We start from the raw sequence: 23,131 nt of genomic DNA, 5'->3' as shown, positions 1-23,131 counted from the left end.
TTCTGACGCCGCAACTTATTAAAGATACAGCGCCCACTTCCAAAACAGTTTCTCTACTTGCTATAAACGCACTCGCCGTTCTTCACGATGGGCGAATGCCGCAATATTGTCTCCTGTTTTATCCACCAGTCTTTGTCTTGCTTCCCGACTGGCCCAGGCGCAATGGGGAGTAATAATCAGGTTGGGAATATCCTGCGCCAGCAGCAAATTGCCATTCACCGGCGGTTCTTCCGTCAACACATCGAATCCCGCGCCGCCAAGGCGGCCGTTACGCAGCGCATCCGCCAACGCCGCTTCATCAACCAGCCCCCCGCGCGCCGTATTGATCAACAGGGCGTCAGACTTCATCAACGCCAACTCTGAAGCGCCAATCATATTACGCGTATCCTCTGACAGCAGGCAGTGCAGACTCAGCACGTCCGCCTGGAACAGCAACTCATGCATAGGCAGATAGTCCACACCATCCCGAACGCCTGGCTCGGTTCCCGGGCGGGCGCCGACTTTAACGTCCATACCAAACGCCTGCGCCACCGCTCCAGCGGCGCGTCCCAGGTCGCCGTATCCGACGACGCCAAACACCTTACCGCTAAGCTCGCGAATCGGATAATCCATCAGACAAAACTGACGCGCTCTTCCCCAATCTCCCCTTTCCACCGCTGCGGTGTAACGGAGCAGATTATTCGACAGCGCCAACACCATGGAAAATACATGCTGCACGATAGTGGCGGTTCCGTAGTGTGCGACGTTCCTGACTTCCACGCCATGCTTCTTCGCCGCCGCCATATCTATATTGTTGACCCCGGTGGCGGTGACGGCGATCAGCTTTAGTTCCGGACTGCCAATCATATGCGACTCGCTCAGCACCACTTTATTAACAATAACGATGTCCTTGCCGGCGATGCGCTCCATCACCTGTTCCGGGGCCGTCGCCGCGTAACTGTCAAAGGCGGCCACAGTTTTTTTTAAAGAGTCCAGACGGATGTCCGCCCCCAGACTTTCGGCGTCCAAAATCACAGCTTTCATGAAGATAAGTCTCCCATTTCCGTAATCCGGCTCTACAGGATTCGATAACATCGGCTATAAATTGTAAGAACCATGACAACAATACCCATCGAGCGCGGGAACTATTCAAAATCGTGAACGTTATACGCTCTTTTCGGGGCCTTATTCAATGCGCCCACCAGCGCCGCCAGCATAGCGCGGCGCCACGCTTTCTTCGCAGCGCCGCCATGTGCGGCTTATTTCTGCTCTGCGCGCAGGCTTTCGCCTCTACTTACAACTCCATTCAACTCACCTCCCGTCAAGAGCGCCTGGAGGTCGCCCCTTACCTCTGGTGGGTGGCGGAGCCCCACGGAGAAATCAAAATCCAGGATATTCTGGAACGCAAAACCGCCCCGATGGGATGGCGGCAAAACAGCCGTTTCGCCCCTAACTTCGGTCTCGACGTATCGCCGCACTGGTTCCGCTTCAGCGTCACCAACGCAGGCGCCGAGTCTGTAGAGCGCTGGCTGGAAATCAGTTATCCGGTATTGGACGACATCAGGGTCTACCTGACGGAAGAGGAGAAAGTCGTAAAGGCCTATCACAGCGGCGATACGCTCAATTTCAGCGAACGCCCCATGTTCCACCGCAACTTCATTTTCCCGTTCAAGTTCAAGCCCCACAGCAAATCGACGGTTTACATTCGCATAGCCACGCAGGGAGCGCTGGAGCTGCCCGCTGATCTTTGGACTCCCTCCGCCTTCGTGCAGGCCGACCAATGGAAACTCGCCGCGCAGTTCCTGTTCAGCGGCATCATGCTGGCGATGGCCGCCTATAACCTTGCGCTGGGGTTCGTCATCCGCGATCTGACGTTCATGCACTATGTCGGATACGTGGTGTCGATCGCCATTGTGCAGCTTGCCCTGCATGGCGCGCCGTTTCAATTTATCTGGCCGCACTCGCCGCAATGGAACCAGATCAGTCTGGTGTTTTTCATAGGATGCAGCGTCACCTTCGCCTCGTTATTCGGCTACCGCTTTCTCAACCTCAATGTGCGCGGCGGCATCCTGCCTTACGTCGGCATCAGCTGCGCGTTTTTCGGTCTGGCCTGCAGCTCTCTCGCATTCGCCGCCAGCTACGCCACCGGCATCAAAATCGCCGTGCTCGCCACCGGCGTCGTCTCAATAGTCTGGATGGTTATCGGCCTGCTGCAGTGGTCGCGTCGTGAGCCCACCGCTGCTTATTTCACACTGGCCTGGGCCGTATTCCTGTTCGGCAACATCGCCATTTCACTGGAAAAAATAGGCCTGATTCCAAACCTGACCATCATCGGATTTATGCCCCAGATCGGCGCTTGTCTGGAAGTGATGATTTTTTCCCTGGCGCTGGCGCAACGCATCAACATCGAGCGCCGCCGCCACATTTCCATGCGCGAGCTGGCGCTGCATCGTGAACGCAGCGCCAGAGAGGCGGAGCAGTCGATGCTGATGGCGCAGCAGCAAGCGAACGACGAACTGGAGCGCCGCGTCGCCATCCGCACGGAAGAGTTGAACGAAGCGATGAAAAAGCTGTCTGTCGCCCATGAACAACTCAATGAAATCGCCACTTTTGATCAGCTTACCCAGCTGAAGAACAAGCCCAGCTTCGAACGAATGCTGCTGCAGGAGTGGAGCCGCTGTTCCCGCTCAATATCTGCGCTGTCGCTGGTATTCATAGATATCGATCGCTTCCAGAAGGTCAACCAGCAGTATGGACAGTTCGCCGCCGACACCTGCCTGCAGGTGCTGGCCAAGCTGATCAGCTCAATGGCGCGCCGCGCTGGCGACAGTATTTTCAGATATGAGGGGGATTGCTATGTGCTGGTGCTGGCGCACTGCTCTGCGGAAGGCGCTCTGCAATTGGCGGAGCAGATTCGCTCCCGAATAGAGGCCACCTTGATTCAGGTGGATGAGGCCCGCTTCAGCGTCACCGTCAGCATTGGCCTGTCCAGCGACATTCCCAGCCAAGGCTGGGAATCCAAGGATCTGATGGAACGCGCCCGGGAGGCCCTGGCGGAAGCTAAAATGAACGGAGGCAACGGCGTCAGCTTCCGCATGTAACGACCAGGCGGCTCAGTGCTCCTGCAGCGCCTGCAACAGCAACCCGCCAACATCAATGCCGTTGGTGGAGTGAATCACGGTATTGCAACTGACTGTCCGCGAGATCGGGGAAGCCTGAATCGCATGATAGGCGTCGTCCGCGAACACTGCGTGCACACCAATGCAGACAGGGCTGTGCAGACCCGCCGCCGCCAGCTCCGCAGCGGCTTCAATCATGGTGCGACCGGTGGAAATGATATCGTCCACCATCACCGGAGAATATTCCCGATACTTCTCTGCGTTCCTGGCGTCGATAATAACGTCTTTGTCGCCCAGACGGGTCTTGTTGAACACCAGACGATCACACCCCGCCAACTCCGCCACATGACTCACCCACTGATCGCTTTCGCTGTCGGGCCCGACGATGACCGGTTTGTCCAGGTGAGTGCGAATCCAGTCCGCAATCGCCGGCGCCGCCGCCAATGAACGGGCGGGAATGGTGTATATTTCATCCAGAGAATGATAACGATGCAGATGAGGGTCAATCGTCAGCAGGCGATCAAAGTGCGCGGAAATCATACGCGCGAAATAACGCGACGTTATTCCTTCGCCGGGATGAAAGCGGATATCCTGACGCATATAGGGCAGATAAGGCGCCACCAGGGTGATATGCTCTGCGCCAAGATCCCTCAGGGTGGCGGCGAATAACAAAACAGGCAGAGTCTTCTGATCCGGATTGGAAAGATCAGCGCACACAATCGCCTTTTTGGGGGGCTCGCCCTCGATGCGAATATAGGTCTCGCCATCGGGAAACTGCCGCAATTGATAGTGACCGACGTCCATCCCGGGGGCGGCGGCGAGTCTCTCAGCCACCGGATGCCCCGGCGCCAGGTTGTAAAGCAACATTATAGACTTTCCTCTTCTATACGGATTTCATTGGGGTGATCGCGCAAAAAGTCCAGTGCGTACGCCAGTTCGCCAGGCGCTTCCGCATAGATGCTGAACAACGGTTCTCCCACACTCACCTTTTGCCCCAATTTAACATGGAAGTCCACACCCGCAGACGGGTTTGAGGGCGCTCCCGCCAGTTTCGCCAACTTGGCCACGAAACGGTTATTCACAAAGGAAACCACCCCAACACGATCGGCAGCGGCTTCATAGCAGTGCGGCGCTTGCGCTGGCTCATGGAATCCTCCCTGCGCCTCGCAGATGGCCATGAACTTAGTCAGCGCCGCGCCGGACTCCAGTGTTTCTCTGGCGCGAGCGACGCCGGCGCCATGACTGGCGACGCCACCTATCTCCAGCAAACGTCCGGCCAGCGTCAACGCCCGTTCGCGCAAATCAGACGGCGCTTCCGCCTGATTACGCAGCACCGCCAGAATATCCCGCGCCTCCAGAGCCGGTCCAATGCCTCGGCCGACCGGCTGCGCGCCGTCAGTGAACATCGCCTCCACCTGAATGCCCAGTTTTTCTCCGGTATAGCGCATATGAGACGCCAGGCGTTCAGCATATTCCGGGCTACGCACTTTGGCGGTCATGCCGATAGGGATGTCTATCAACACATGAGTAGACCCGGCCGCCACTTTTTTGGAAATGACTGAGGCCACCAATTGCCCTTCGCTGTCCAGATCCAGCGCCCGCTCAATACGAATCAGCACGTCGTCCGCCGGACTCAGGCTGACTGAGCCGCCCCAGGCGATGCAACCGCCTTCCTGTTCCACCACTTTCTTCATTTGCGCCAGCGATAGATTCACCGGCGCCATTGTTTCCATAGTGTCAGCGGTGCCCGCAGGCGACGTGATGGCGCGGGAAGAGGTCTTCGGCATACGCAGGCCGCAGGCGGTGACGATGGCGACGACAATCGGCGTGGTGCGGTTGCCCGGCAGACCGCCGACACAGTGCTTGTCCATGATGGGCGAGGCTCCCCAATCGATGCGGCGCCCCACCTTCACCATAGCGCTGGTGAGCGCCGCCACCTCGTCCTGGTTCAGACGGCTACCCGCGCAAGCGGTGACAAACGCCGCCAATTGCACGTCCGAATACAATCCGCCAGCAATATCCTTCACGATCTCGCCTGCGCTTTCCGGAGTCAGAATCGCGCCATAGAGTTTGCCGCGCACATGGCTCATCGAATCCACCGCTTTGGTGTGACTGAAATAAGCCACCTCGCCGTCTTCCGCCTCCAGCAGGCGCCACGCGGCGTCCGACAATCCCGCCTCCTGATGAGACAGCCAACCGTCAGTCACCTGATGCACGGTGGCGATAATGCTGCGCTTATTGGTCGTCACCCGCACCCGCGAATGCGCATTGAAACCTTCTGACCGGCATACGTGGCAATCCTGCCGCATATAGACCACCGGCTCTTGCTGGGTGTTAATGCCGATCCGTTTAAGAAACAAATAATTAAGTTCGCGTTGCTGCATAGTGTTTTCCGCAAATTGTTCGAACTTCGCCCCGACAGGTCCGCGTTGGCTACGCCGACTGATACAACATCGTTGGACTAAGATAGTAACAGGCTACATCAGGGCGCATCTGAGACCAGTGTAATAAACACGAGTACGGCTTATCTGCGTTAGGTCAAAAACCCAAGCTCACTCCGCTATTACAGTAGGCGGAATGCTTCTTAAATTTTCAGGGAGTCTCACAATGCATCTGAAATTTCTCGGCGCGGCGGGCACAGTGACGGGGTCAAAATATCTACTCAGTGAGGACGCTGGGAAGTTTTTGCTGGACTGCGGCCTGTATCAAGGCGTGAAGGCCCTGCGTGAGCGAAACTGGAAACCCTTTCCCGTCAAAGCCTCGGAAATCAAATCCGTGGTGCTCAGTCATGCGCATCTGGATCACAGCGGTTATATTCCCGCACTGGTGAAGCAGGGCTTCAAAGGTAAAGTGTTTTGCACTCCCGCCACCTATGCGCTGGCGAAAGTGTTGCTGCCGGATTCGGGCTTTCTGCAAGAGGAAGACGCCCGTTACGCCAACAAGCGCAAGTTCTCCAAGCACAGCCCCGCATTGCCCCTATACACAGAGAAAGACGCCTGGGAAGCGCTGAAGCATTTCGAGACTGTGAATTTTCATGAACAGTTTTCCCCTCTACAGGGCGTTACCGCTGAAATACACCGCGCCGGACACATTCTGGGCGCGGGCAGCGTAAAGCTGAGCGGCGCCAGCGGGTCCATTGTATTTTCCGGCGACCTGGGACGTCAGGAAGACCGCATCATGTACCCGCCCGAAACCATTGCGGCGACGGACTATCTGGTGGTGGAGTCAACTTATGGCGATCGCCTGCATGAAAACATCGATGTGCGTGCGCAGCTTAGTGAGGCGATTAACGCCACCGCCAAACGCGGCGGCATCGTCCTGATTCCCGCTTTCGCCGTAGGACGCGCTCAGCATTTGCTGCACCTGGTTCAGCAACTCAAGGCGGATAACAGCATTCCCGACCTGCCGGTGTACCTCAATAGCCCCATGGCGATCAGCGCTACCGAAATCTTCTGTCACTACCACAAAGAGCACCGCCTCACCGCCGAAGACTGCTCGCTCATCGACCAAGGCACGCACTTTGTGCGCAGCGTAGAGGAGTCGATAGAACTCAATCGTAAGAAGTTCCCCAGCATCATCGTTTCAGCCAGCGGCATGGCCAGCGGCGGCAGGGTGTTGCATCACCTCAAAACGCTGCTGCCGGACCACCGCAACACCGTCGTGTTCGCCGGTTTTCAGGCGCCGGGAACCCGGGGAGACGCGCTTACCCACGGCGCGGAGAAGGTCAAGATTCATGGCGAGTACTTCCCGGTGAAAGCGGAAGTGATCAATCTGGAAAGCCTCTCCGCTCACGCGGATTATGCAGAAATCCTGAGCTGGCTGAGAGGGTTCAGGCAACCGCCCCGACACACCTATGTCACCCATGGCGAAAGGGTGGCGGCGGACGCGCTGAGGCTACGCATCGCCGATGAGTTGGGCTGGCGCGCCTCAGCGCCGGAATACCTGGACGAAGCGCAATTGGAAATCTGAGCGAAAGCAATAAGAGACGCAGATCTATACGCCGGCTTTGTCCGGCAACGCCAGCAGTTTCGCCTCTTCTGAAGACACCACGGCGGCGGCGACCACCTCATTGCTTTGCTCTGGATTAAAGCGACTCCAATTATCCTGCGCCCTGGCGATAGCGATAATATGCGTTGGCGGCGCCTCTTGCGCATACTTGCGATTGAAGCTTTTCAGCGAATCACAGAAATAACCATTACAGATGTCCGAGCGCATCTCCCGCGGGAGACTGCAGCCTTTGTTTGTGTGATTAATGCAAGAGCCGCGTATGGACTTGCCGGAAAGTTTATCCAAATAAAGTTGCAGAACATGACGAGGACGCAGCTCCGGGTTTTCCCGCATGAAGCGCCGGATAACGCTGGCCGATAGATAGGCGTGCTCGCGCCCGCTGGTGCAGCAGCCGCCTTTACACATAGTGCAAAGATGCATATTCATGTTGGCCAGGGTTTCCGAGTGTTCCAAAGGCTTGTTGTTGGCCTCTGCGCGCGCGCGGCTGGCAAGCTCGTCTTCCGTGTCATTTTGGCCGTGCATACAGGCTTCGCTGATAATTTGCGTCAGGAAATCACGGTACTGACGAATGCGGCGTTTCGGCAAAGTGGCGATACGCGTCGGGGCGGTCGGAATCGTGACAGGCGCGCCATTTGGGTCCAGCCCTTCCGCACTCGCGAGGCGAACGTATAACTCTTGATTTTGTTCGGCCTCCGCCGCGCTTTGCGTTTCAATTCGGCGCTGCTCAGCTTCCGCAATCACCTTTCTTTCCTGCATGCGCTGGCGGTGAAACTTCACCTGTGCGTCAAACAGGGCGGGCGGCGTGGAGGCCCGACGCTCCGACAAACGTCGACATTCCGGATTATCGCAAGTCAGTTCCGACGACGCCGCAGCGCCTATCACAACCCGCTGCACAGTCAGACCGCAAATAAAGCAACTCTTAGCGCCATGGCTATTTACGACACCATGACTGTTTACAGCACCATGTGCATTTGCAAAAGCAGCGCTGGGCAATGAAGACACGAACCACCTCCTACCGCCAAGTCCCGCCCAAAATGCGGGACATAGCATAATTATTGTGAAAATCCTCGAACAGTTTTGCGTTCAGTGGCTGACGACATGGACAGCCGCGTCGATGCAAAACTGCATATTTGCGGAAACGCCTGAACTAAATCTATACGCGGCAAACAGAGGAAAATCCAGTCACTACCGGGCGCTAATTCCCCCTTAGGCGAGGCCGGATCTGCGCCGGACCTGTCATTTCAGACAGATAGAAGTAAGCTATTTTTCTGCCTGATTAATAAACGCGCCTTCTGGAGGATATTGACCCGGGTCATAGACGCAACCTCGGCATAAGTTATGCTTAGAAAGACAAGGACTGATATAGCGGAGTACGGATTATGAAGCTCGTCAAATGTAGCGCAAGAGAACTGTTGCGCGCGTTGATCGCCTGCCGTCCAGCAATAGGCGCCGCACTGGAGTTATTGGACGCCGACGAAGGCCCCGCCAATGACGCCGCCGCAACAACACTGGCGGCGCCTCACGGGAAATCCGACGCTGTCAAAGGGAACTATCCTGCTGTCGACCTCATCGTTAACCCCAGATATCGCCCGTGCGGGTTGCGGCTAAAGATTCCGTTTTGTCGTTTCAGTCTGTGCGCAGGCGTGTCCCGTTCAGAGCAAGGCGTCAACGAACTGTCTCGGGCCCAAAATACCCTCTCTGATTACCTCAGCGGGCTCTAATTAGAAATGTAAACCCTGTCACAAAAAATTAATGGGAACGCTTCCATGACAGGTTGGTGACAGCTTAAGTCACTATATTCGGGAAGTAGCGTCGCCCCTGCTTTTTATCTGATCAAAAAACAGGCGAAAAAGCGGTTTCGTGTTTACAGAAATCTCGTTTTTTCTCAGGCGCTTATACGTTATGCTCGATAAAAATAACAGGAGCAGACCATGAAAGCAGTATCTTCAAAATCTTCCACTCCCTGCGTATTTCCGCAAGCTTCAGATAAGCGCATCGGAAAATACTCGCCCCCGCGCGACTTACTCCTGTAATCCACTTCAAATCTTACCTAGAATCTTAAGCACAGGAGGTAGACGCATATGCCAATATTATTCAGGAATGTGAAAACGTTTTTACGAGCCGCCGCTCTTATGCTGGCGCTGGCGCCGACTGCTCATGCGGATGTGCAGAAGTTTCTCATCCCCGCCGGCGAAGGCGGCGGCTGGGACACCACCGCCAGGGAAACCGGCTCCGCGCTCACCAAAATGGGGCTGATTGGCGGCGCCAAGTATGTGAATTATTCCGGCGAAGGCGGCGGGCGCGCACTGAACGCGCTGGCGACATCCAAGGACTATAAAGACGCACTGATGGTGCAGTCGCTGCCGCTGATTCTGCGCAGCCTGTCCGGCGTTTATGACCGCTCGTTCCGGGATGTCACGCCAGTCGCTATGCTGATCGCCGAATATCAGGTCGTGGTGGTGGAAAAAGACTCCCCCTATAAGAACATGAACGACCTGCTGGCCGCTATCAAGGAAATTGGCAAACGCAAGCCTGTCGTGGGCGGCTCCGCCAAGGGCAGCCTGGACCACATTACTGCGCTGGCGGTACTGGAAGCAGCCAACATGACGTCTAAAAAGCTGCGTTATTCCGCCAGCGATGGCGGCGGCGACGCTATGCGCAAGTTTTCCAACGGTTACGCGCTGGCGATGGTGACCGGTATGGGCGAAGTAGTGAAACAAATCAAATCCGGCGAACTCCGGGCCCTGGGGGTCACCAGCGCTGAGCGTCTGGAAGGGTTCGATATCCCTACCATGAAAGAGCAAGGTCTGAACGTTGTGCTAGCCAACTGGCGCGGCTTTTTCGTCGCTCCCGGCACGCCTGACAAAACCGTCGCTAAATATGCGGACATGCTCGCCGCTCTGGATAAGTCCCCGGACTGGAAAACCGTCAGACTGAAGTACGGCTGGGAATCTCTATACATTCCCACGCAGGACGCCAAAGGCTTCCTGGAAGAGCAAGAAGTCACCATCCGCAGACTGCTCAACAGCATCTAAGCGTATTCAAGCAGATTTCAAACATCCGGACTTAACAAGGGGCTCCAATTTGGCGGCCCTTTTTTATTTCTACTCCCAGCTTATTTCTATTCCCAACGTTTCACTTCCACTCCGAACTTCCAGTCCCCGGCGCTGTGCGCCACTACCTCCTGGCTGCGCACCACTAGCTCCTGACTACGCAAAAGCGCCTCCTGATTAATAACGCAATATCCTGACGTCATTTTCATCCAACGCAAGCCTGATCATATTTCAATCTCCTCATCTGTAACGCCTGCGGCTTCCGGCGTCCAAGCATTCAGGCCACTCAAATTATTACTTTTTACTGTAACTTATTTTTAATAATCAGAAGCTAAAAAAACCACAGAATAGCTTTGTTTTGGCGACGAACCTGAAACATGCAAGAAACATTTAGTTTGTATTCTAAGTATCAACCATATAGAATCCTCCACCCCATGAGAAACGAAATTACTGCTATGCACATTCCAGACAGGCGTCAGTCAGAGATTATTCTGAGTACGCCCACCGCCGAAGACGGCCCCTCTGTTCACCAACTCATCTCACGCTGTCCGCCACTGGACGAAAATTCGGTTTACTGCAATCTGCTGCAATGCACGCACTGGGCGGACACCTGCGTCATAGCGACAAGCGTTGATGAAAGTGAAAATAAAACCCCAGGCGGTTTTATTTCCGGATACCTCCTGCCGGAAGACGCCAATACCCTGTTCATTTGGCAGGTGGCGGTTGATAGAGCCATGCGGGGAAAGGGGTTAGCGGGAAAAATGTTGCGCGCCATTCTTGCGCGGGACGCCTGCAAAAACGTGTCGCAACTACAAACGACCATTAACCCCAGCAATCAGGCATCCTGGAAACTGTTCGAAAAGCTGGCCCATGACTTGGGCGCGGATATGCAACGGCGCACCTTGTTCGATGCGTCACAGTTTAATGACGATCACGAAGAAGAAGTTTTACTGACCATTGGTCCGTTCGACCCATCCTGTCTGCGCGATTAACGCAGATTTAAGCGATCCGGTCGCAGGATGCAGCCCCGGCAATGGAACGCATCCGAACTAAATCCAGACGGCGAAGCATTTCACCGTCCCGACCTCACCCTGATATGTTTGACATCCATTCGCTACGACAAGGAGAAACCATGAATATTTTCCAAGAAGTAGAATCCGGCGTACAAAGTTACGCCCGCTCATTTCCCAAAATTTTCAACAAAGCCAAAGGCGTTCATCTGTATGACGTTGACGGCGAGAAGCATCTCGACTTTCTGGCTGGCGCCGGCACATTGAATTACGGCCATAACAACCCTGCGCTGAAAGAAGCGCTACTTGAATATATCAGTCAGGACGGCGTCGCTCACGGCCTCGATATGCACACAGACGCCAAAGCCCGTTTTCTGACGGAGTTCAAAGAGCGTATCCTTGCTCCCCGTAAGCTGAACTATGTGGTTCAGTTCACTGGCCCCACCGGCGCCAATGCGGTGGAAGCGGCGCTGAAGATCGCCCGCAATGTCACCGGCCGGCACAATGTTGTGGCCTTTACCAATGGCTTTCACGGGGTCACTCTCGGCTCTCTGGCGGCCACTGGTAACAGCCACCACCGCGACGCCGCGGGCGTGCCGCTGAACAGCGTGACCCATCTGCCTTACGATGGCTACCTGGGCAAGGACGTGGACACCAGCAAGTTCCTCGACAAGATGATTTCCGACAACAGCAGCGGTCTGGACCTGCCAGCGGCGGTAATTCTGGAAACCGTGCAGGGCGAAGGCGGCCTGAATGTGGCCAGCGAACGCTGGTTACGCAATGTCGAGGCGATCTGCCGCAAACACGGCATCCTGCTGATCGTGGACGACATCCAGGCCGGTTGCGGCCGCACGGGAACCTTTTTCAGTTTCGAAAAAGCCGGCATCAAACCGGATATCGTGACCTTGTCGAAATCACTCAGCGGGTTTGGCCTTCCTTTCGCCCTCACCCTTATCAAGCCTGAACACGACCAGTGGAAACCTGGCGAGCACAACGGCACTTTCCGTGGCAATAACCACGCATTTATCACCGCCGCCGCTGCGATTCGCCACTATTGGTCAACCCCGGATTTCGCTGCCGACATTGAACGCAAGAGCGAGATAATGCGCACCGAACTGAGCAAAATCGCTGACAAACACGGCAAGACGCTCATGCAGGTCAGAGGGCGCGGTATGATGCGCGGCCTGAACTGTCGCGACGGAGATCTGGCTGCCGCTATTTGCAAGCGCGCATTCCAGAAAGGTCTGATCATCGAAACCAGCGGCTCCGAATCCCAGGTAGTGAAGTGCCTGTGCCCGCTGGTGATTTCTGAGCAGGAACTCAGAGAGGGACTGGCGATTCTGGCGCAGTGCGTGGAAGACGCCCTGGCCCACGAAATCAGCAAAGCCAGCTGAGACTGTTCTCACTCTTTATGCCTTTATAGATCCGTCACGAATTCAGACCTGTTGCAGGAGTCAATTGCAATGATCGTTAGAACACTGGAACAAGCCCGCCAATCCGATCGCAGAGTGAAAGCGGACAACTGGGAAAGCGTCCGCATGCTGCTGAAAGACGATAACATGGGTTTTTCCTTCCACATCACCACTTTATACGCCAACAAAGAAACGCCGATTCATTACCAGAACCACCTGGAATCGGTGTATTGCATCTCCGGCGAAGGTGAGGTGGAAACCATCGCCGACGGCAAAGTCTACACCATCAAGCCCGGCACTCTTTACGTTTTAGACAAACACGACCAACACCTGCTGCGCGCCTTTAGTGAAATGACCGTCGCCTGTGTCTTCAATCCGCCCCTGAACGGTAAAGAGACTCACGATGAAAACGGCGTGTACCCCCTGGAAGCAGAAACCATCATGGAGTAGAGCAATACGATGAACATGATTCTTGATAAAGCTAATCTCACGCCCCCGGACCCTTATCCTTCGCGCAAGAGTTCTGAAGTCTGCATTCTCAAGCGCTGCGACCCGGTGGTTTACAGCGAATACGACGACGCCTGCCCTATCTCTAAAGAGCAGGTGGAAAGCTATGAAAAAAATGGCTTCCTGATGTTGCCCGAACTGTTCACTCAGGAAGAAGTGGCGCTGCTGACCGAAGAAATGGAAAGAATGCGCCGCAACCCCATGATCGCCAAGCGTAAGGAAACCATTACGGAGCCGGAAAGCCAGTCGGTGCGCTCCATTTTCAGCGTTCACCAGCTCAGCCCTTTGTTTTCCAGGCTCGCTACCGATAAAAGGCTGATGAACATCATTCGTTTTATCCTCGGCGACGACCTCTATATTCATCAGTCCAGACTGAACTACAAGCCCGGATTCCGCGGCAAAGAGTTCAACTGGCACTCGGACTTCGAAACCTGGCATGTGGAGGACGGCATGCCGCGCATGCGCGCGCTCAGCGCGTCCATCACCTTGACCGAAAACTTCGAATACAACGGTCCACTGATGCTGATGCCCGGTTCCCACGAGTATTACATCGCCTGTGTGGACGGCACTCCGGAAGACAATTACAAGTCGTCTCTGAAGCGTCAGGAATACGGCGTCCCTGACGATATCGCTTTGAGCACCCTGGTCAGCGAAGGCGGTATTGTCACCGCCACCGGCAAACCGGGGTCCGTGATATTGTTCGATTGCAACACCATGCATGGCTCCAACAGCAATATTTCGCCTTTCCCTCGCTCCAACGCCTTCTTTGTTTACAACGCCTGGAGCAATCGTCTGGAAACGCCTTTCAGCGATCATAAACCCCGTCCGGAATATATCGCTTCCCGACAAGCGACCGCCCCACTCAAGGCGGGATCACTGACTGATCCTTCCTGACTCGGTCCCGGCGCCCGCTCCAGGGGCGCCGGGCTTACCCCTCCGCCACTTCACGCATTGCGGCGCGCACCTCCTGCATCGCCCGGTCCACCAGTTTCGCCTTCAAAGGCGCCTCGCATAAGCCAACGCCAAGCCGCACCAGGGCGCCGCATCGCTTTCGAAGCGCGTACTGACGCTTTCCATCAAAGGGACGATCTGATAATGCCCCTGTCGAATGCGGGAGGCGAAGCGGGCCTTCTCTGCGTCGCTCAGTCCGGCGTAACCATGCTGAATAACCGGATTGGCCGCAGGCAGAACAAACCAGTCACGCAGGAACTTGCAACCATTCAGCCGCCCGAGGAAGAAGTCATGATGCCGGTAGGATTCCGCGAAGAACCCGAGAAAGCCCTGTAGACCAGCGGCGGCGATATCCAGCCTGCCCTTTCTGCCGGAGCGTCGGGGCGCAACCAGGAAGCGGGAATAAATGTCGCCCGCATCGGCCAGGCGAATATCCTGACAATCGAAACGGGTCTGATTCTTGAGCCCGCCCGCCAAACGACCGAGTCGGGCTGCGCCTCACCCTGACCCAATTCGTAACGCTCCCATTGAGGGCATATATCGACTTCAGAAAAGTAAAGGTTCAATATCGGTGCTTGAGTGAATCGCCGGTGACGCAGTCCGTAGCGAAATACGGCGGAAGTTTCCGAAACCTGTCCGGCTGGTCATAAAATTGCTTCTGCTTCAGCAGCGGTCGTTGAACAGAGACAGCCCGCCGCCAACAATCAAAAAAAGATCCGGGAGCATAACAAACGATGTTGAATTCAGGCATTACTGCGTTACTCAAAAAAGCCCTCCAGCCTCTGATCGCTGCGCTCGGCGCTGTAGCGCTGATTACGGCGGCCTTCGCCCACGCGGAGGAGCCCTTCAAGGTAGGATTTGTCTATGTAGGCCCCATTGGCGACCACGGCTGGTCCTATCAGCATGATCAAGGCCGCCTGGCGCTGGAAAAACATTTCGGCGGCAAAGTGAAAACCGCGTATGTGGAAAATGTGCCGGAAGGCGCCGACGCGGAGCGGGTGATCCGCAATCTGGCGAAGTCGGGCCATAAAGTCATTTTCACCACCTCGTTCGGTTTTATGAACCCCACGCTCAAGGTCGCCGCCCAGTTCCCTGACGTCGTATTCGAGCACGCGACAGGTTACAAGCGCACCAAGAACGTCAGCACCTATATTTCCAACACCTATGAAGGGCGCTACGTTTCCGGCTATGTGGCGGCGAAGATGAGCAAGACCGGAAAACTCGGTTACATCGCCTCTTTCCCTATCCCTGAAGTCATTCGCGATATCAACGCCGTGCGCCTCGCCATGAACAAGGTCAACCCGGATTACGAACTGAAGATTCTCTGGGTCAGCAGCTGGTTCGACCCAGCGAAAGAAGCAGAAGCCGCCAATGTCATGATTGATCAGGGCGTTGATGTCATCCTGCAACACACGGACAGCCCCGCCGCCATGCAAGTGGCGGAGCAGCGCGGCGTATACGCCGTCGGGCAATCCTCCGATATGTCCCGTTTCGGCCCGAAGGCGCACTTGGTGTCGGTGGTGGATGAGTGGTCCTATCACTACATTCACACCGTGCAAAACGTCATGGACGGAACCTGGAAACCCCGAGACTATTGGGGCGGCATGGCGGAGGACATGATCCTGTTGCCGGAGTTCAACAAAGCCATTCCCGCTGATGTAGTGAAAGAGGCGGAAACCATGATCGCCGACATCAAATCCGGCAAACTGAAACCCTTCACTGGCCCCATCTACAACCAGAAAGGCGAGTTAAAAGTCCCCGCCGGTGAAGAGCTCGCTCACGAAGAAGTCGCCAGCATGAATTGGTATGTTCAGGGAATCAAAGGCGAAATCCCCCACTGAGGGAGTGGTTCAGATAAGCGCGACAGGCCGCAAAATGCTATCTTTAAGGCATTAGCGGCCTACGGCCGAATCTCAAAAAAGATCGCAGGAATTTGATATGCAAGACTTTCTGAAAGGACTGCCCAAGGCGGAACTACATTTGCACATTGAGGGCTCGCTGGAGCCGGAGTTGATGTTCGAAATTGGACGCCGTAATGGCGTCGCCTTGCCTTTCGCCAGCGTGGAGGAAGTTCGCGCCGCCTACGAGTTCAGTAACCTGCAGGAGTTTCTGGATATTTACTATCAGGGCGCTCAGGTGTTGCTGCATGAGCAGGATTTTTACGACATGACCTTCGCCTATCTGCAACGGTGTCGTGAACAGAACGTTATCCATACGGAAATGTTTTTTGATCCGCAAACCCATACGGATCGCGGCGTGGACATTGGCGTGGTGATACGCGGCCTGACCCGCGCTATGGAGGATGCGGAAGCGCAGTGGGGACAGTCCAGCAAACTGATTCTCTGTTTCCTGCGCCATCTGAGTGAAGAAGCGGCGATGGAAACACTGCGCCAGGCGCTGCCTTATAAGCAGCACTTTGTCGGCGTCGGTCTCGACAGCTCGGAAGTCGGCTACCCGCCGGAGAAGTTCCAGCGCGTATTCGAGCAAGCGCTGAACGCCGGTTTATTGAGCGTGGCTCATGCCGGTGAAGAAGGGCCGCCAGAGTATATCTGGCAGGCGCTGGATCTGTTAAAGGTGAAACGCATCGACCATGGCGTGCGTTGCATTGAAGACGCAGCGCTGATGCAGCGATTAATCGACGAACAAATCCCATTAACCGTCTGCCCCCTGTCCAATATCAAACTCTGTGTTTTTGACTCCATGTCTGAGCACAATATTCTGCGCCTGCTTGAAAAAGGCCTGAAAGTGACGGTGAACTCAGATGATCCGGCTTACTTTGGCGGCTATATGAATGAGAACTTTATCGCTATGCAGGAAGCGCTACCCATGAGCAAAGAGCAGGCGGCGCAGTTGGCGAGAAACAGCTTTGAGGCCAGTTTCCTGACCTCAGAGGAGAAAGCGCGTTTACTGGCCCGCCTGGACCAGTATCTGCAAAGTCACTGAGGCAGGGCTCACTCGCAGCACTTCTTATTCTTCTTACCGCTGCCGCAGGGACATGGATCGTTCCTGCCTATACTTAACGTCGTCCATGACGCCTCGCCATCTACATACAGCCAACGCCCCTGCTCTTTAACGAAACGAGAGCGTTCCTGTAACTGCATCCATTTAGCGCCCTCTTGAAAGGCGGCCCGAAAACTCACCCAGCCTTCATCACCCTCCGAGCCGCTGCCCAGAACTTCCAGTCGTTTCCATTGAATGCTTTGATTCGGCTGTAAATCCGCCGGGCGGTGCTGAGCGCACCAGGTTTGCTGCAGGTACTCCATCAGCCCCATCGCAAAGGCGGTATACCGGGATCTCATCAATTGTTCCGGCGTCTCTGCAGCCTTGCCGGAATGCAGCGGCTGGCAGCATTCTGCATAAGACAAACCGGAATTACAGGGGCACAGGTTATTCATAACTACTCTCATTCAGCCAATGAAGGTTCGGATGCCCGCCCGTTTTTAGCGGACCGCGCCTGAATCGCCAGACCGGCGACAATAAAGCCGAGCCCCACCAGGGTCAGCATGTGAATTTTCTCGCCCAGAATAAAGTGGATCAACAGCAGAGAAATAAATGGCGAGATAAATATTAGATTACTGATACGGCTGGCGTGACGCGTATATTTCATCGCCATCAGCCACAGCATGAAGGTCACGCCCATCTCGAACAGACCGACGTAAATCGCGCCTCCGAGGGCGGCTGGAGCCAGATTCAAAGGACCGGCCAGAATGGCGGCGCATGGCGTCGCCAGCAGGAAGTTTTGAAACAGACCGATCACCGGGTCGCGCTTGTCTCTGGAGTTTAGAATCCAATACGCCGCCCAGACCAGCGTACTGATCAGAGCCAATGCGATGCCCAGAAAGTTTAAAGGGCGCCCGCTGTCATCACCGCCGAATGAAATGACCACTACACCGCTATAACTCACTAGCATGGCTACCACATCCGACCGTGTCAGTTTGTGGCCGAGAAAAGGAACGGCGAGAAAGGCCAGCATCAACGCCCAGGTGTAGTTAATGGGCTGCGCCACCTGTGCAGGAAGCAGGTCGTAGGCGTAAAACAGGATGTGGTAGTACAGCAGCGGATTCAACAAACCGAAACACAGCGCCCGCCATCCATTTTCCCGCAAAGTCAGTATCGCCTCAGCAAAGCGCCCCTGCCAGAGCAGCGCCGCCCCCAGCGCCAGTACGGATGTCAGGCTGGCGAAAAACACCAGTTGACTGACGCTTTGCTCCGCCAGCGCCAGCTTGAACGCCGTGGCGACAGTAGACCACAACAGAACAGCGGACAATCCATACCGCAACGCCAAAGATTCATTGTTATTGCGCGAAATTTCCTGAGACATAGCTGCGTCCTGTACTTCATATCCTGACGACAAACATTGGAGATTTCGCCAATCCGCAATATTTGGACTATGTTTAAATTATGCCGCTGACGATGTCGTTAAAGCGACCCAACCCACATATCGCCACATCTCAGCGGCATTCCTTTTCATGCACTGCTGATGGGCGAGAAAGATGCGAGTCCATCCTTCGACTCTGTTGATCCTTAGCATAACCGCCCTGGCGCTGATGACGGAACGGGGCGCCGCGACGGAACTGTCCGCCTGCGAATCTGAAAGGGAAAAAATGACGCAAACATTGAGCGCCGTTTTCAGACCCTATCTAAGAAAACACGAAAACCTCGCCAGCCAACGCGGCAATATAATCGACTTGAAAGTCAGCCTCAACGGCTGGGTGGAAGACATCGCGCAATGTTATCGCAACGTATACACAGAGCGCGGAGCCCCGGACGACGACAATGTCCTGAATAATGGTCTGCACTGGGCGGGAACCCTGACCGAATTTCATGAACTGGTGAAAACCCTGAACCGCCAGCTTCAAACCCAAGTCCAGAAAAAAACAGAACCTTTCAGCGAAAAAGACCCCGCCTTCCGCCGCCTGCTGCAACAAATCCTCCTTCCCAACTTCCCGCTCCAGGCGGAAAGATCGGGAGCGGAGTTTATTTGAGCCTGAGTCCCGCCAATCCGGATAATGTTCTGGCGGTCTCTGCAGAAGTCGAGTTAATCTGCTAATACTGATATCAAACAATGGCGCAGCAAGAGCACCAACGCCATGGCCAGGGATATGCGATTAAGTTCGTTTGCAATCCGGCGTAGGACGCCGACCGCTTCGGGATTGCGTTTTTTCACGCAGTTTCCCGCAAGATTGTTTTGGCTGCTCTATTTCACTTTCTTCGCTTCTTTTTTCCTCTCACCTTTCACAACAGAAACCTTTGCAGCGGAAACAGGCGCCATAGACGCCTCCCGTAAACATCCGCCGCAGGTATGGTCGCTTGATATGCAGGGGGCTATCGGACCCGCCAGCGCGGATTTATTTATACGCGCTTTAGAGAAGGCGAATGACGCCGGCGCTGCGCTCTTTTTACTGCGCCTGGACACGCCTGGCGGCCTGGATAAATCCATGCGCGATATGATTCAGGCGATTCTGGCCTCCCCGATTCCAGTCGCGACCTATGTTTACCCAAAAGGAGCCAGAGCCGCCAGCGCGGGAACTTACATCCTATACAGCTCCCATATCGCCGTCATGGCCCCTGCCACTAATCTGGGTGCGGCGACGCCTGTATCGATTGCCGCTCCCTCAACCTCACCTGCCGATGACGCCAAGGGCGACAGCGAAGGACTGAGCACACTGGAGCACAAACAGATCAACGACGCCGTCGCCTATATTCAAGGACTGGCGAAGTTACGGGGACGCAACGCCGAGTGGGCGGAACAAGCCGTGCGCGACGCCGCCAGCCTGAGTGCGGAGGAAGCGTTGCAAAAGAATGTGATCGACATGATGGCGGACTCAGCAGAGCAACTGCTCGCCCAGTTGGAAGGCAGGCGTATCGCTCTCGATAAAGGGGCGGTGACGTTAAGATTGACCGACTATGAGACGTACGCCATTGAGCCTGATTGGCGCCATCGCTTTCTCGCCGTCATCACAGATCCCAGCGTCGCTTATATCCTGCTCCTTATTGGCGTCTATGGGCTGCTGTTGGAAGCATACAACCCGGGAGCGGCCCTTCCCGGCATTCTCGGCGCCATTTGTCTGCTGATCGGCCTGTACGCCTTGCAATTACTCCCCATCAGCTACGCAGGATTGGGGCTCTTGTTGCTGGGCGTCGCCCTAATGACTGCAGAGGGCTTTGCGCCCAGTTTCGGAGTATTGGGCTTGGGCGGCGTGGCTGCCTTCATTCTCGGCTCCGTCATGCTGATGGACACCACATTGCCCGCCTATCAGATCGCCCTGCCCGTCATAATCGCCGTCGCCGCCCTGTCCGTTCTTGTGCTTAGCGTGCTGTTGCATTTCGCCTTAAGGTCGCGAAAGCAGGCGGTGGTGACCGGCGTAGAGACGCTTGTTGGATCGCTGGCCAAAGCCATTACCGACTTTGAGGGATCAGGCAGAGTCGCAGCGCAAGGACAATTATGGATGGCTCATTGCGACACCCCCGTGAAGCAGGGCCAAGAACTCAGAATCACAGGAATCCAGGGGCTGACCCTGGAAGTGGAGGCTATCCCATGATCGCTTATGTTGTTATGGCCCTGGTTATTATTGCGCTCGCCCTGCTGCTGACGATGTTTCGAGTCATGCGCGAATATGAGCGCGCAGTGGTTTTCCTGTTGGGGCGCTTTTATAAAGTCAAAGGCCCCGGTCTCATTATCATCGTGCCCATCATTCAACAAATGGTGCGGGTCGATCTGAGAATCGTGGTCATGGATGTGCCGACGCAGGACGTAATATCCCGGGACAACGTCTCAGTTAAGGTTAATGCGGTGGTGTATTACCGGGTGCTAGACCCGCAGAAAAGCGTGATTAACGTGGAGAATTACAACGAGGCCACCAGTCAACTCGCGCAAACCACGTTGCGTTCAGTGCTTGGTCAGCATGAACTGGACGAAATGCTCGCGTCGCGGGAGGAGTTGAATGAGGATATTCAGCGTATTCTTGACGTACAAACCGAGGGCTGGGGCATCAAAGTCTCCAACGTGGAAATCAAACATGTGGATCTGGATGAGCGCATGATTCGCGCTATCGCCAAACAGGCGGAAGCGGAGCGTATCCGGCGCGCCAAGGTCATTCACGCCACCGGCGAGCTGGAAGCATCGGAAAAACTGCGCGAGGCAGCCTCGATTCTCGCCAAACAACCGCAGGCGATTCAGTTACGCTATCTGCAGACGCTTACGGAGATCGCCAGCGACAAAACCAATACCATCGCCTTCCCGCTGCCTCTGGAAATTCTCACGGCCTTCGGCATCAAGGAGAGCGAATCCAGCTGACCTCAGCCTTCAAGCCTAACTCGATGCTGAACCGACTCAGGGCATGGATTCCGCACAGGGGTAGCCGGATAATTTCTGCAATACGCTGAATTGAGCCGCAGTAGCGGTTTTTATCTGATAAGTTACTTGCAGGCCGCCGAAGTCGAAATAGGCCAGCCCGGACTTGGCCGACTCAGGCGTAATTCGCGCTTGCTCAAGGAAACGAAACAACGCCCACTCCCCCAGGACGTCATACCGTTTGCGGTCGCCGTTCAACATATCCACTTCCACGTATGCGTCCGGGTGATTCACCGGCCAGAAGAACTCGGACCAAAATCTCGGTCCGGGTACGGGAGCCGCCTCGATCTCCCCGATCACCATACGAATCCGTCGAATTGACGGAGGCGTCGTCAAAGGCTTAAGACTCACCCTGAAACCAGCCTTTGACGCGGTTTCAGAAGAAGCCGCCGAACTCGTTACCGGAGTCGTGGACAACGCCGCCATGACGTCGTCTCGATAGCATCCAACCTCCGCCGCCACCGCGTTCAAACAGCTCCCTGTAAACAAAACAGCCCACCCAAACGCCTTCAACAGGAGCCTCATTGACGCCTGCTTCTCACGCCCAAAAAGAGACAAAAAATCACCTATAAACCTCCCCATTGCCAAGCCCACCGCAGGATAGCATTATTGGCGAATCGATTTCAGAAACGGCGAAAATCGCCTCAAACAAAAAGCAGGGAAGCCCGTCACCACTACCTTCCCTGGCGTCATCCCTACAAAAAGTTATAACGAGAAAATTGCAATAATGACTACGAAAAAAACGGTTCTGCTAAGCATGAGATGGCTTGTGGATATCGATAACAACGCTAAAGAAGAACAGGCGCTCAACGCTATTGAAGAAAAAGCCCGAGAGCTGTTTGGTGAAGCCAATGTCGAATTATTATTTAAAAACTCAAGCACATTGAACGAGAGAATCGATTGCGATAAATGCTGTGTCTGCGGCATTTGGGTTTATGACAAAAACGCACAATGGTCCGCCGGGGACCTTTATGATCTTTCTCCTGGCATCAAAATTCACTCGGACATGTTCTGCTCATTTTGTGAACCGCCCCGTCCCCCGATGATTTCCGATGAAGGCGCCAATGAATGGAGTTCAGGGCCTATAAACATAGAGTGGGAAAATAGCTGGGGAAGACCCGTAAGAAGTTCACACAGCAGAGGCTGGGACAATGATGCAGACGGCGGGGGCTGGTAGAAAGTTGGCGTAGTGTGACGCTGAGGGGCGACTCGCCCCTCAGCGCTCAAACTTCGTCGATAACACAATCGACGACATGGTTTTTTCGATGCCTTCTATCTCACCAATGTGATCCAGCACTTCATCGATCTGTTCCGTGGTCTCCGCGCGGATCAGGGCGATGAAGTCGTACTGTCCGTTGATCGTGTACAGCGACCGCACTTCGTCTATGCGTCGCAGCGCCGTTTCCACCTGCTTGTTCAGCTTCGGATTGATTTCAATCATCACCTGGGCGCTGATGCGCTTCTTCTCATATTCCTTGTCCAGACGCACGGTATAGCCGCGAATGACGCCTTCCGCCTCCAGCTTGGCGATGCGCTCATGCACCGCGGTGCGGGAAAGGTTGAGTTTTCTCGCCAGGGACGCGGTGGCTTCTCGCGCGTTCGCCTGCAACAGATCGAGCAAACGTTGATTTTTTTCATCCATATGACGTTTTCACTACAGGTATAGATATTTCGACTAAATTTATCAGTAAAATCGTCACTATGACAGTTACAATCCGACATCTGCGCCTCCTATTAT

24 protein-coding genes are annotated in these 23,131 nt (G+C 55.1%); 14 read left to right on the top strand and 10 right to left on the bottom strand.

Annotation, left to right across the window (positions count from 1 at the left end; all coding sequences use genetic code 11):
• Positions 1-60: 60 nt before the first annotated feature.
• Positions 61-1,023 (bottom strand): D-2-hydroxyacid dehydrogenase, encoded by a 963-nt coding sequence (locus AC2IBB_RS08605; protein ID WP_486332471.1) that lies wholly within the window; start codon positions 1,021-1,023, stop codon positions 61-63.
• A 113-nt stretch (positions 1,024-1,136) separates the two neighbouring features.
• On the opposite strand from AC2IBB_RS08605, the gene AC2IBB_RS08600 reads away from it, so the two are divergent.
• Entirely contained in the window at positions 1,137-3,080 is a 1,944-nt protein-coding gene (locus AC2IBB_RS08600) for a sensor domain-containing diguanylate cyclase (RefSeq protein WP_486332470.1), read from the top strand.
• A 12-nt stretch (positions 3,081-3,092) separates the two neighbouring features.
• Here the strand turns inward: AC2IBB_RS08600 and AC2IBB_RS08595 are convergent, their stop codons facing one another.
• Together AC2IBB_RS08595 and AC2IBB_RS08590 are read right to left on the bottom strand one after the other, a co-directional pair.
• Positions 3,093-3,965, bottom strand: a complete 873-nt coding sequence (locus tag AC2IBB_RS08595; RefSeq protein WP_486332469.1) for a ribose-phosphate pyrophosphokinase — start codon at positions 3,963-3,965, stop codon at positions 3,093-3,095.
• On the bottom strand, positions 3,965-5,482 hold the full coding sequence (locus AC2IBB_RS08590) for a thymidine phosphorylase family protein (protein ID WP_486332468.1): 1,518 nt from the start codon (positions 5,480-5,482) through the stop codon (positions 3,965-3,967). The genes AC2IBB_RS08595 and AC2IBB_RS08590 overlap by 1 nt, the downstream gene beginning before the upstream one ends.
• Positions 5,483-5,705: 223 nt before the next feature.
• Between AC2IBB_RS08590 and AC2IBB_RS08585 the strand changes: the two genes are divergently transcribed.
• Positions 5,706-7,067 (top strand): MBL fold metallo-hydrolase RNA specificity domain-containing protein, encoded by a 1,362-nt coding sequence (locus AC2IBB_RS08585; protein ID WP_486332467.1) that lies wholly within the window; start codon positions 5,706-5,708, stop codon positions 7,065-7,067.
• A 24-nt stretch (positions 7,068-7,091) separates the two neighbouring features.
• Here the strand turns inward: AC2IBB_RS08585 and AC2IBB_RS08580 are convergent, their stop codons facing one another.
• Positions 7,092-8,108, bottom strand: coding sequence for a hypothetical protein (locus AC2IBB_RS08580; protein ID WP_486332466.1), 1,017 nt, complete (start codon positions 8,106-8,108; stop codon positions 7,092-7,094).
• Positions 8,109-8,485: 377 nt separating this feature from the next.
• Here AC2IBB_RS08580 and AC2IBB_RS08575 point away from each other — a divergent pair, with 377 nt between their 5' ends.
• Together AC2IBB_RS08575 and AC2IBB_RS08570 are read left to right on the top strand one after the other, a co-directional pair.
• Entirely contained in the window at positions 8,486-8,827 is a 342-nt protein-coding gene (locus AC2IBB_RS08575) for a hypothetical protein (protein WP_486332465.1), read from the top strand.
• 360 nt (positions 8,828-9,187) lie between these two features.
• On the top strand, positions 9,188-10,141 hold the full coding sequence (locus AC2IBB_RS08570; RefSeq protein ID WP_486332464.1) for a tripartite tricarboxylate transporter substrate binding protein: 954 nt from the start codon (positions 9,188-9,190) through the stop codon (positions 10,139-10,141).
• Positions 10,142-10,227: 86 nt separating this feature from the next.
• On the opposite strand, the gene AC2IBB_RS08565 is transcribed toward AC2IBB_RS08570, so the two are convergent.
• Positions 10,228-10,368, bottom strand: coding sequence for a hypothetical protein (locus AC2IBB_RS08565; protein ID WP_486332463.1), 141 nt, complete (start codon positions 10,366-10,368; stop codon positions 10,228-10,230).
• A 225-nt stretch (positions 10,369-10,593) separates the two neighbouring features.
• Here AC2IBB_RS08565 and ectA point away from each other — a divergent pair, with 225 nt between their 5' ends.
• The 4 genes from ectA (at position 10,594) to thpD (ending at position 13,982) form a co-directional block, all read left to right on the top strand.
• A complete protein-coding gene (gene ectA / locus AC2IBB_RS08560) occupies positions 10,594-11,151 on the top strand; it encodes a diaminobutyrate acetyltransferase (RefSeq protein WP_486332462.1) in 558 nt (185 codons plus the stop codon).
• Between the two features lie 140 nt (positions 11,152-11,291).
• On the top strand, positions 11,292-12,563 hold the full coding sequence (gene ectB, locus AC2IBB_RS08555) for a diaminobutyrate--2-oxoglutarate transaminase (protein ID WP_486332461.1): 1,272 nt from the start codon (positions 11,292-11,294) through the stop codon (positions 12,561-12,563).
• A 69-nt stretch (positions 12,564-12,632) separates the two neighbouring features.
• A complete protein-coding gene (locus AC2IBB_RS08550) occupies positions 12,633-13,031 on the top strand; it encodes an ectoine synthase (protein WP_486332460.1) in 399 nt (132 codons plus the stop codon).
• Positions 13,032-13,040: 9 nt separating this feature from the next.
• On the top strand, positions 13,041-13,982 hold the full coding sequence (gene thpD / locus AC2IBB_RS08545; protein WP_486332459.1) for an ectoine hydroxylase: 942 nt from the start codon (positions 13,041-13,043) through the stop codon (positions 13,980-13,982).
• A 102-nt stretch (positions 13,983-14,084) separates the two neighbouring features.
• Here thpD and AC2IBB_RS08540 read toward each other — a convergent pair whose 3' ends face one another.
• Positions 14,085-14,516: a hypothetical protein gene (locus tag AC2IBB_RS08540; protein ID WP_486332458.1), complete on the bottom strand. Its 432-nt coding sequence runs from the start codon at positions 14,514-14,516 to the stop codon at positions 14,085-14,087.
• 257 nt (positions 14,517-14,773) lie between these two features.
• Between AC2IBB_RS08540 and AC2IBB_RS08535 the strand changes: the two genes are divergently transcribed.
• Positions 14,774-15,880 (top strand): BMP family ABC transporter substrate-binding protein, encoded by a 1,107-nt coding sequence (locus AC2IBB_RS08535; RefSeq protein ID WP_486332457.1) that lies wholly within the window; start codon positions 14,774-14,776, stop codon positions 15,878-15,880.
• A 97-nt stretch (positions 15,881-15,977) separates the two neighbouring features.
• Complete coding sequence (locus AC2IBB_RS08530; protein ID WP_486332456.1) at positions 15,978-16,982, top strand: adenosine deaminase; 1,005 nt, start codon at positions 15,978-15,980, stop codon at positions 16,980-16,982.
• 8 nt (positions 16,983-16,990) lie between these two features.
• Here the strand turns inward: AC2IBB_RS08530 and AC2IBB_RS08525 are convergent, their stop codons facing one another.
• Positions 16,991-17,434, bottom strand: coding sequence for a YchJ family protein (locus AC2IBB_RS08525; RefSeq protein ID WP_486332455.1), 444 nt, complete (start codon positions 17,432-17,434; stop codon positions 16,991-16,993).
• Between the two features lie 8 nt (positions 17,435-17,442).
• The gene (locus tag AC2IBB_RS08520) at positions 17,443-18,360 is read right to left on the bottom strand and encodes a DMT family transporter (protein ID WP_486332454.1); all 918 of its coding nucleotides are present in this window, start codon (positions 18,358-18,360) and stop codon (positions 17,443-17,445) included.
• 172 nt (positions 18,361-18,532) lie between these two features.
• Between AC2IBB_RS08520 and AC2IBB_RS08515 the strand changes: the two genes are divergently transcribed.
• From AC2IBB_RS08515 to AC2IBB_RS08505, 3 genes are all read left to right on the top strand, one after another.
• Positions 18,533-19,024 carry a hypothetical protein gene (locus AC2IBB_RS08515; RefSeq protein WP_486332453.1) on the top strand — a complete coding sequence of 164 codons (492 nt, stop codon included), beginning with the start codon at positions 18,533-18,535 and terminating at the stop codon, positions 19,022-19,024.
• A gap of 117 nt (positions 19,025-19,141) precedes the next feature.
• The gene (locus tag AC2IBB_RS08510; RefSeq protein ID WP_486332452.1) at positions 19,142-20,581 is read left to right on the top strand and encodes an NfeD family protein; all 1,440 of its coding nucleotides are present in this window, start codon (positions 19,142-19,144) and stop codon (positions 20,579-20,581) included.
• On the top strand, positions 20,578-21,336 hold the full coding sequence (locus tag AC2IBB_RS08505) for a slipin family protein (RefSeq protein ID WP_486332451.1): 759 nt from the start codon (positions 20,578-20,580) through the stop codon (positions 21,334-21,336). Before AC2IBB_RS08510 ends, AC2IBB_RS08505 begins: the two co-directional genes overlap by 4 nt.
• Before the next feature lie 36 nt (positions 21,337-21,372).
• Here the strand turns inward: AC2IBB_RS08505 and AC2IBB_RS08500 are convergent, their stop codons facing one another.
• On the bottom strand, positions 21,373-21,918 hold the full coding sequence (locus AC2IBB_RS08500; protein WP_486332450.1) for a type VI secretion IcmF C-terminal domain-containing protein: 546 nt from the start codon (positions 21,916-21,918) through the stop codon (positions 21,373-21,375).
• 244 nt (positions 21,919-22,162) lie between these two features.
• Here AC2IBB_RS08500 and AC2IBB_RS08495 point away from each other — a divergent pair, with 244 nt between their 5' ends.
• Positions 22,163-22,570 (top strand): hypothetical protein, encoded by a 408-nt coding sequence (locus tag AC2IBB_RS08495; RefSeq protein WP_486332449.1) that lies wholly within the window; start codon positions 22,163-22,165, stop codon positions 22,568-22,570.
• Between the two features lie 39 nt (positions 22,571-22,609).
• Here the strand turns inward: AC2IBB_RS08495 and AC2IBB_RS08490 are convergent, their stop codons facing one another.
• A complete protein-coding gene (locus AC2IBB_RS08490; protein ID WP_486332448.1) occupies positions 22,610-23,035 on the bottom strand; it encodes an Lrp/AsnC family transcriptional regulator in 426 nt (141 codons plus the stop codon).
• Between the last annotated feature and the right edge of the window lie 96 nt (positions 23,036-23,131).

This window comes from Hahella sp. NS-SX17 (genome assembly GCF_057367735.1).
This window is presented reverse-complemented; position numbering and strand designations above follow the sequence as displayed.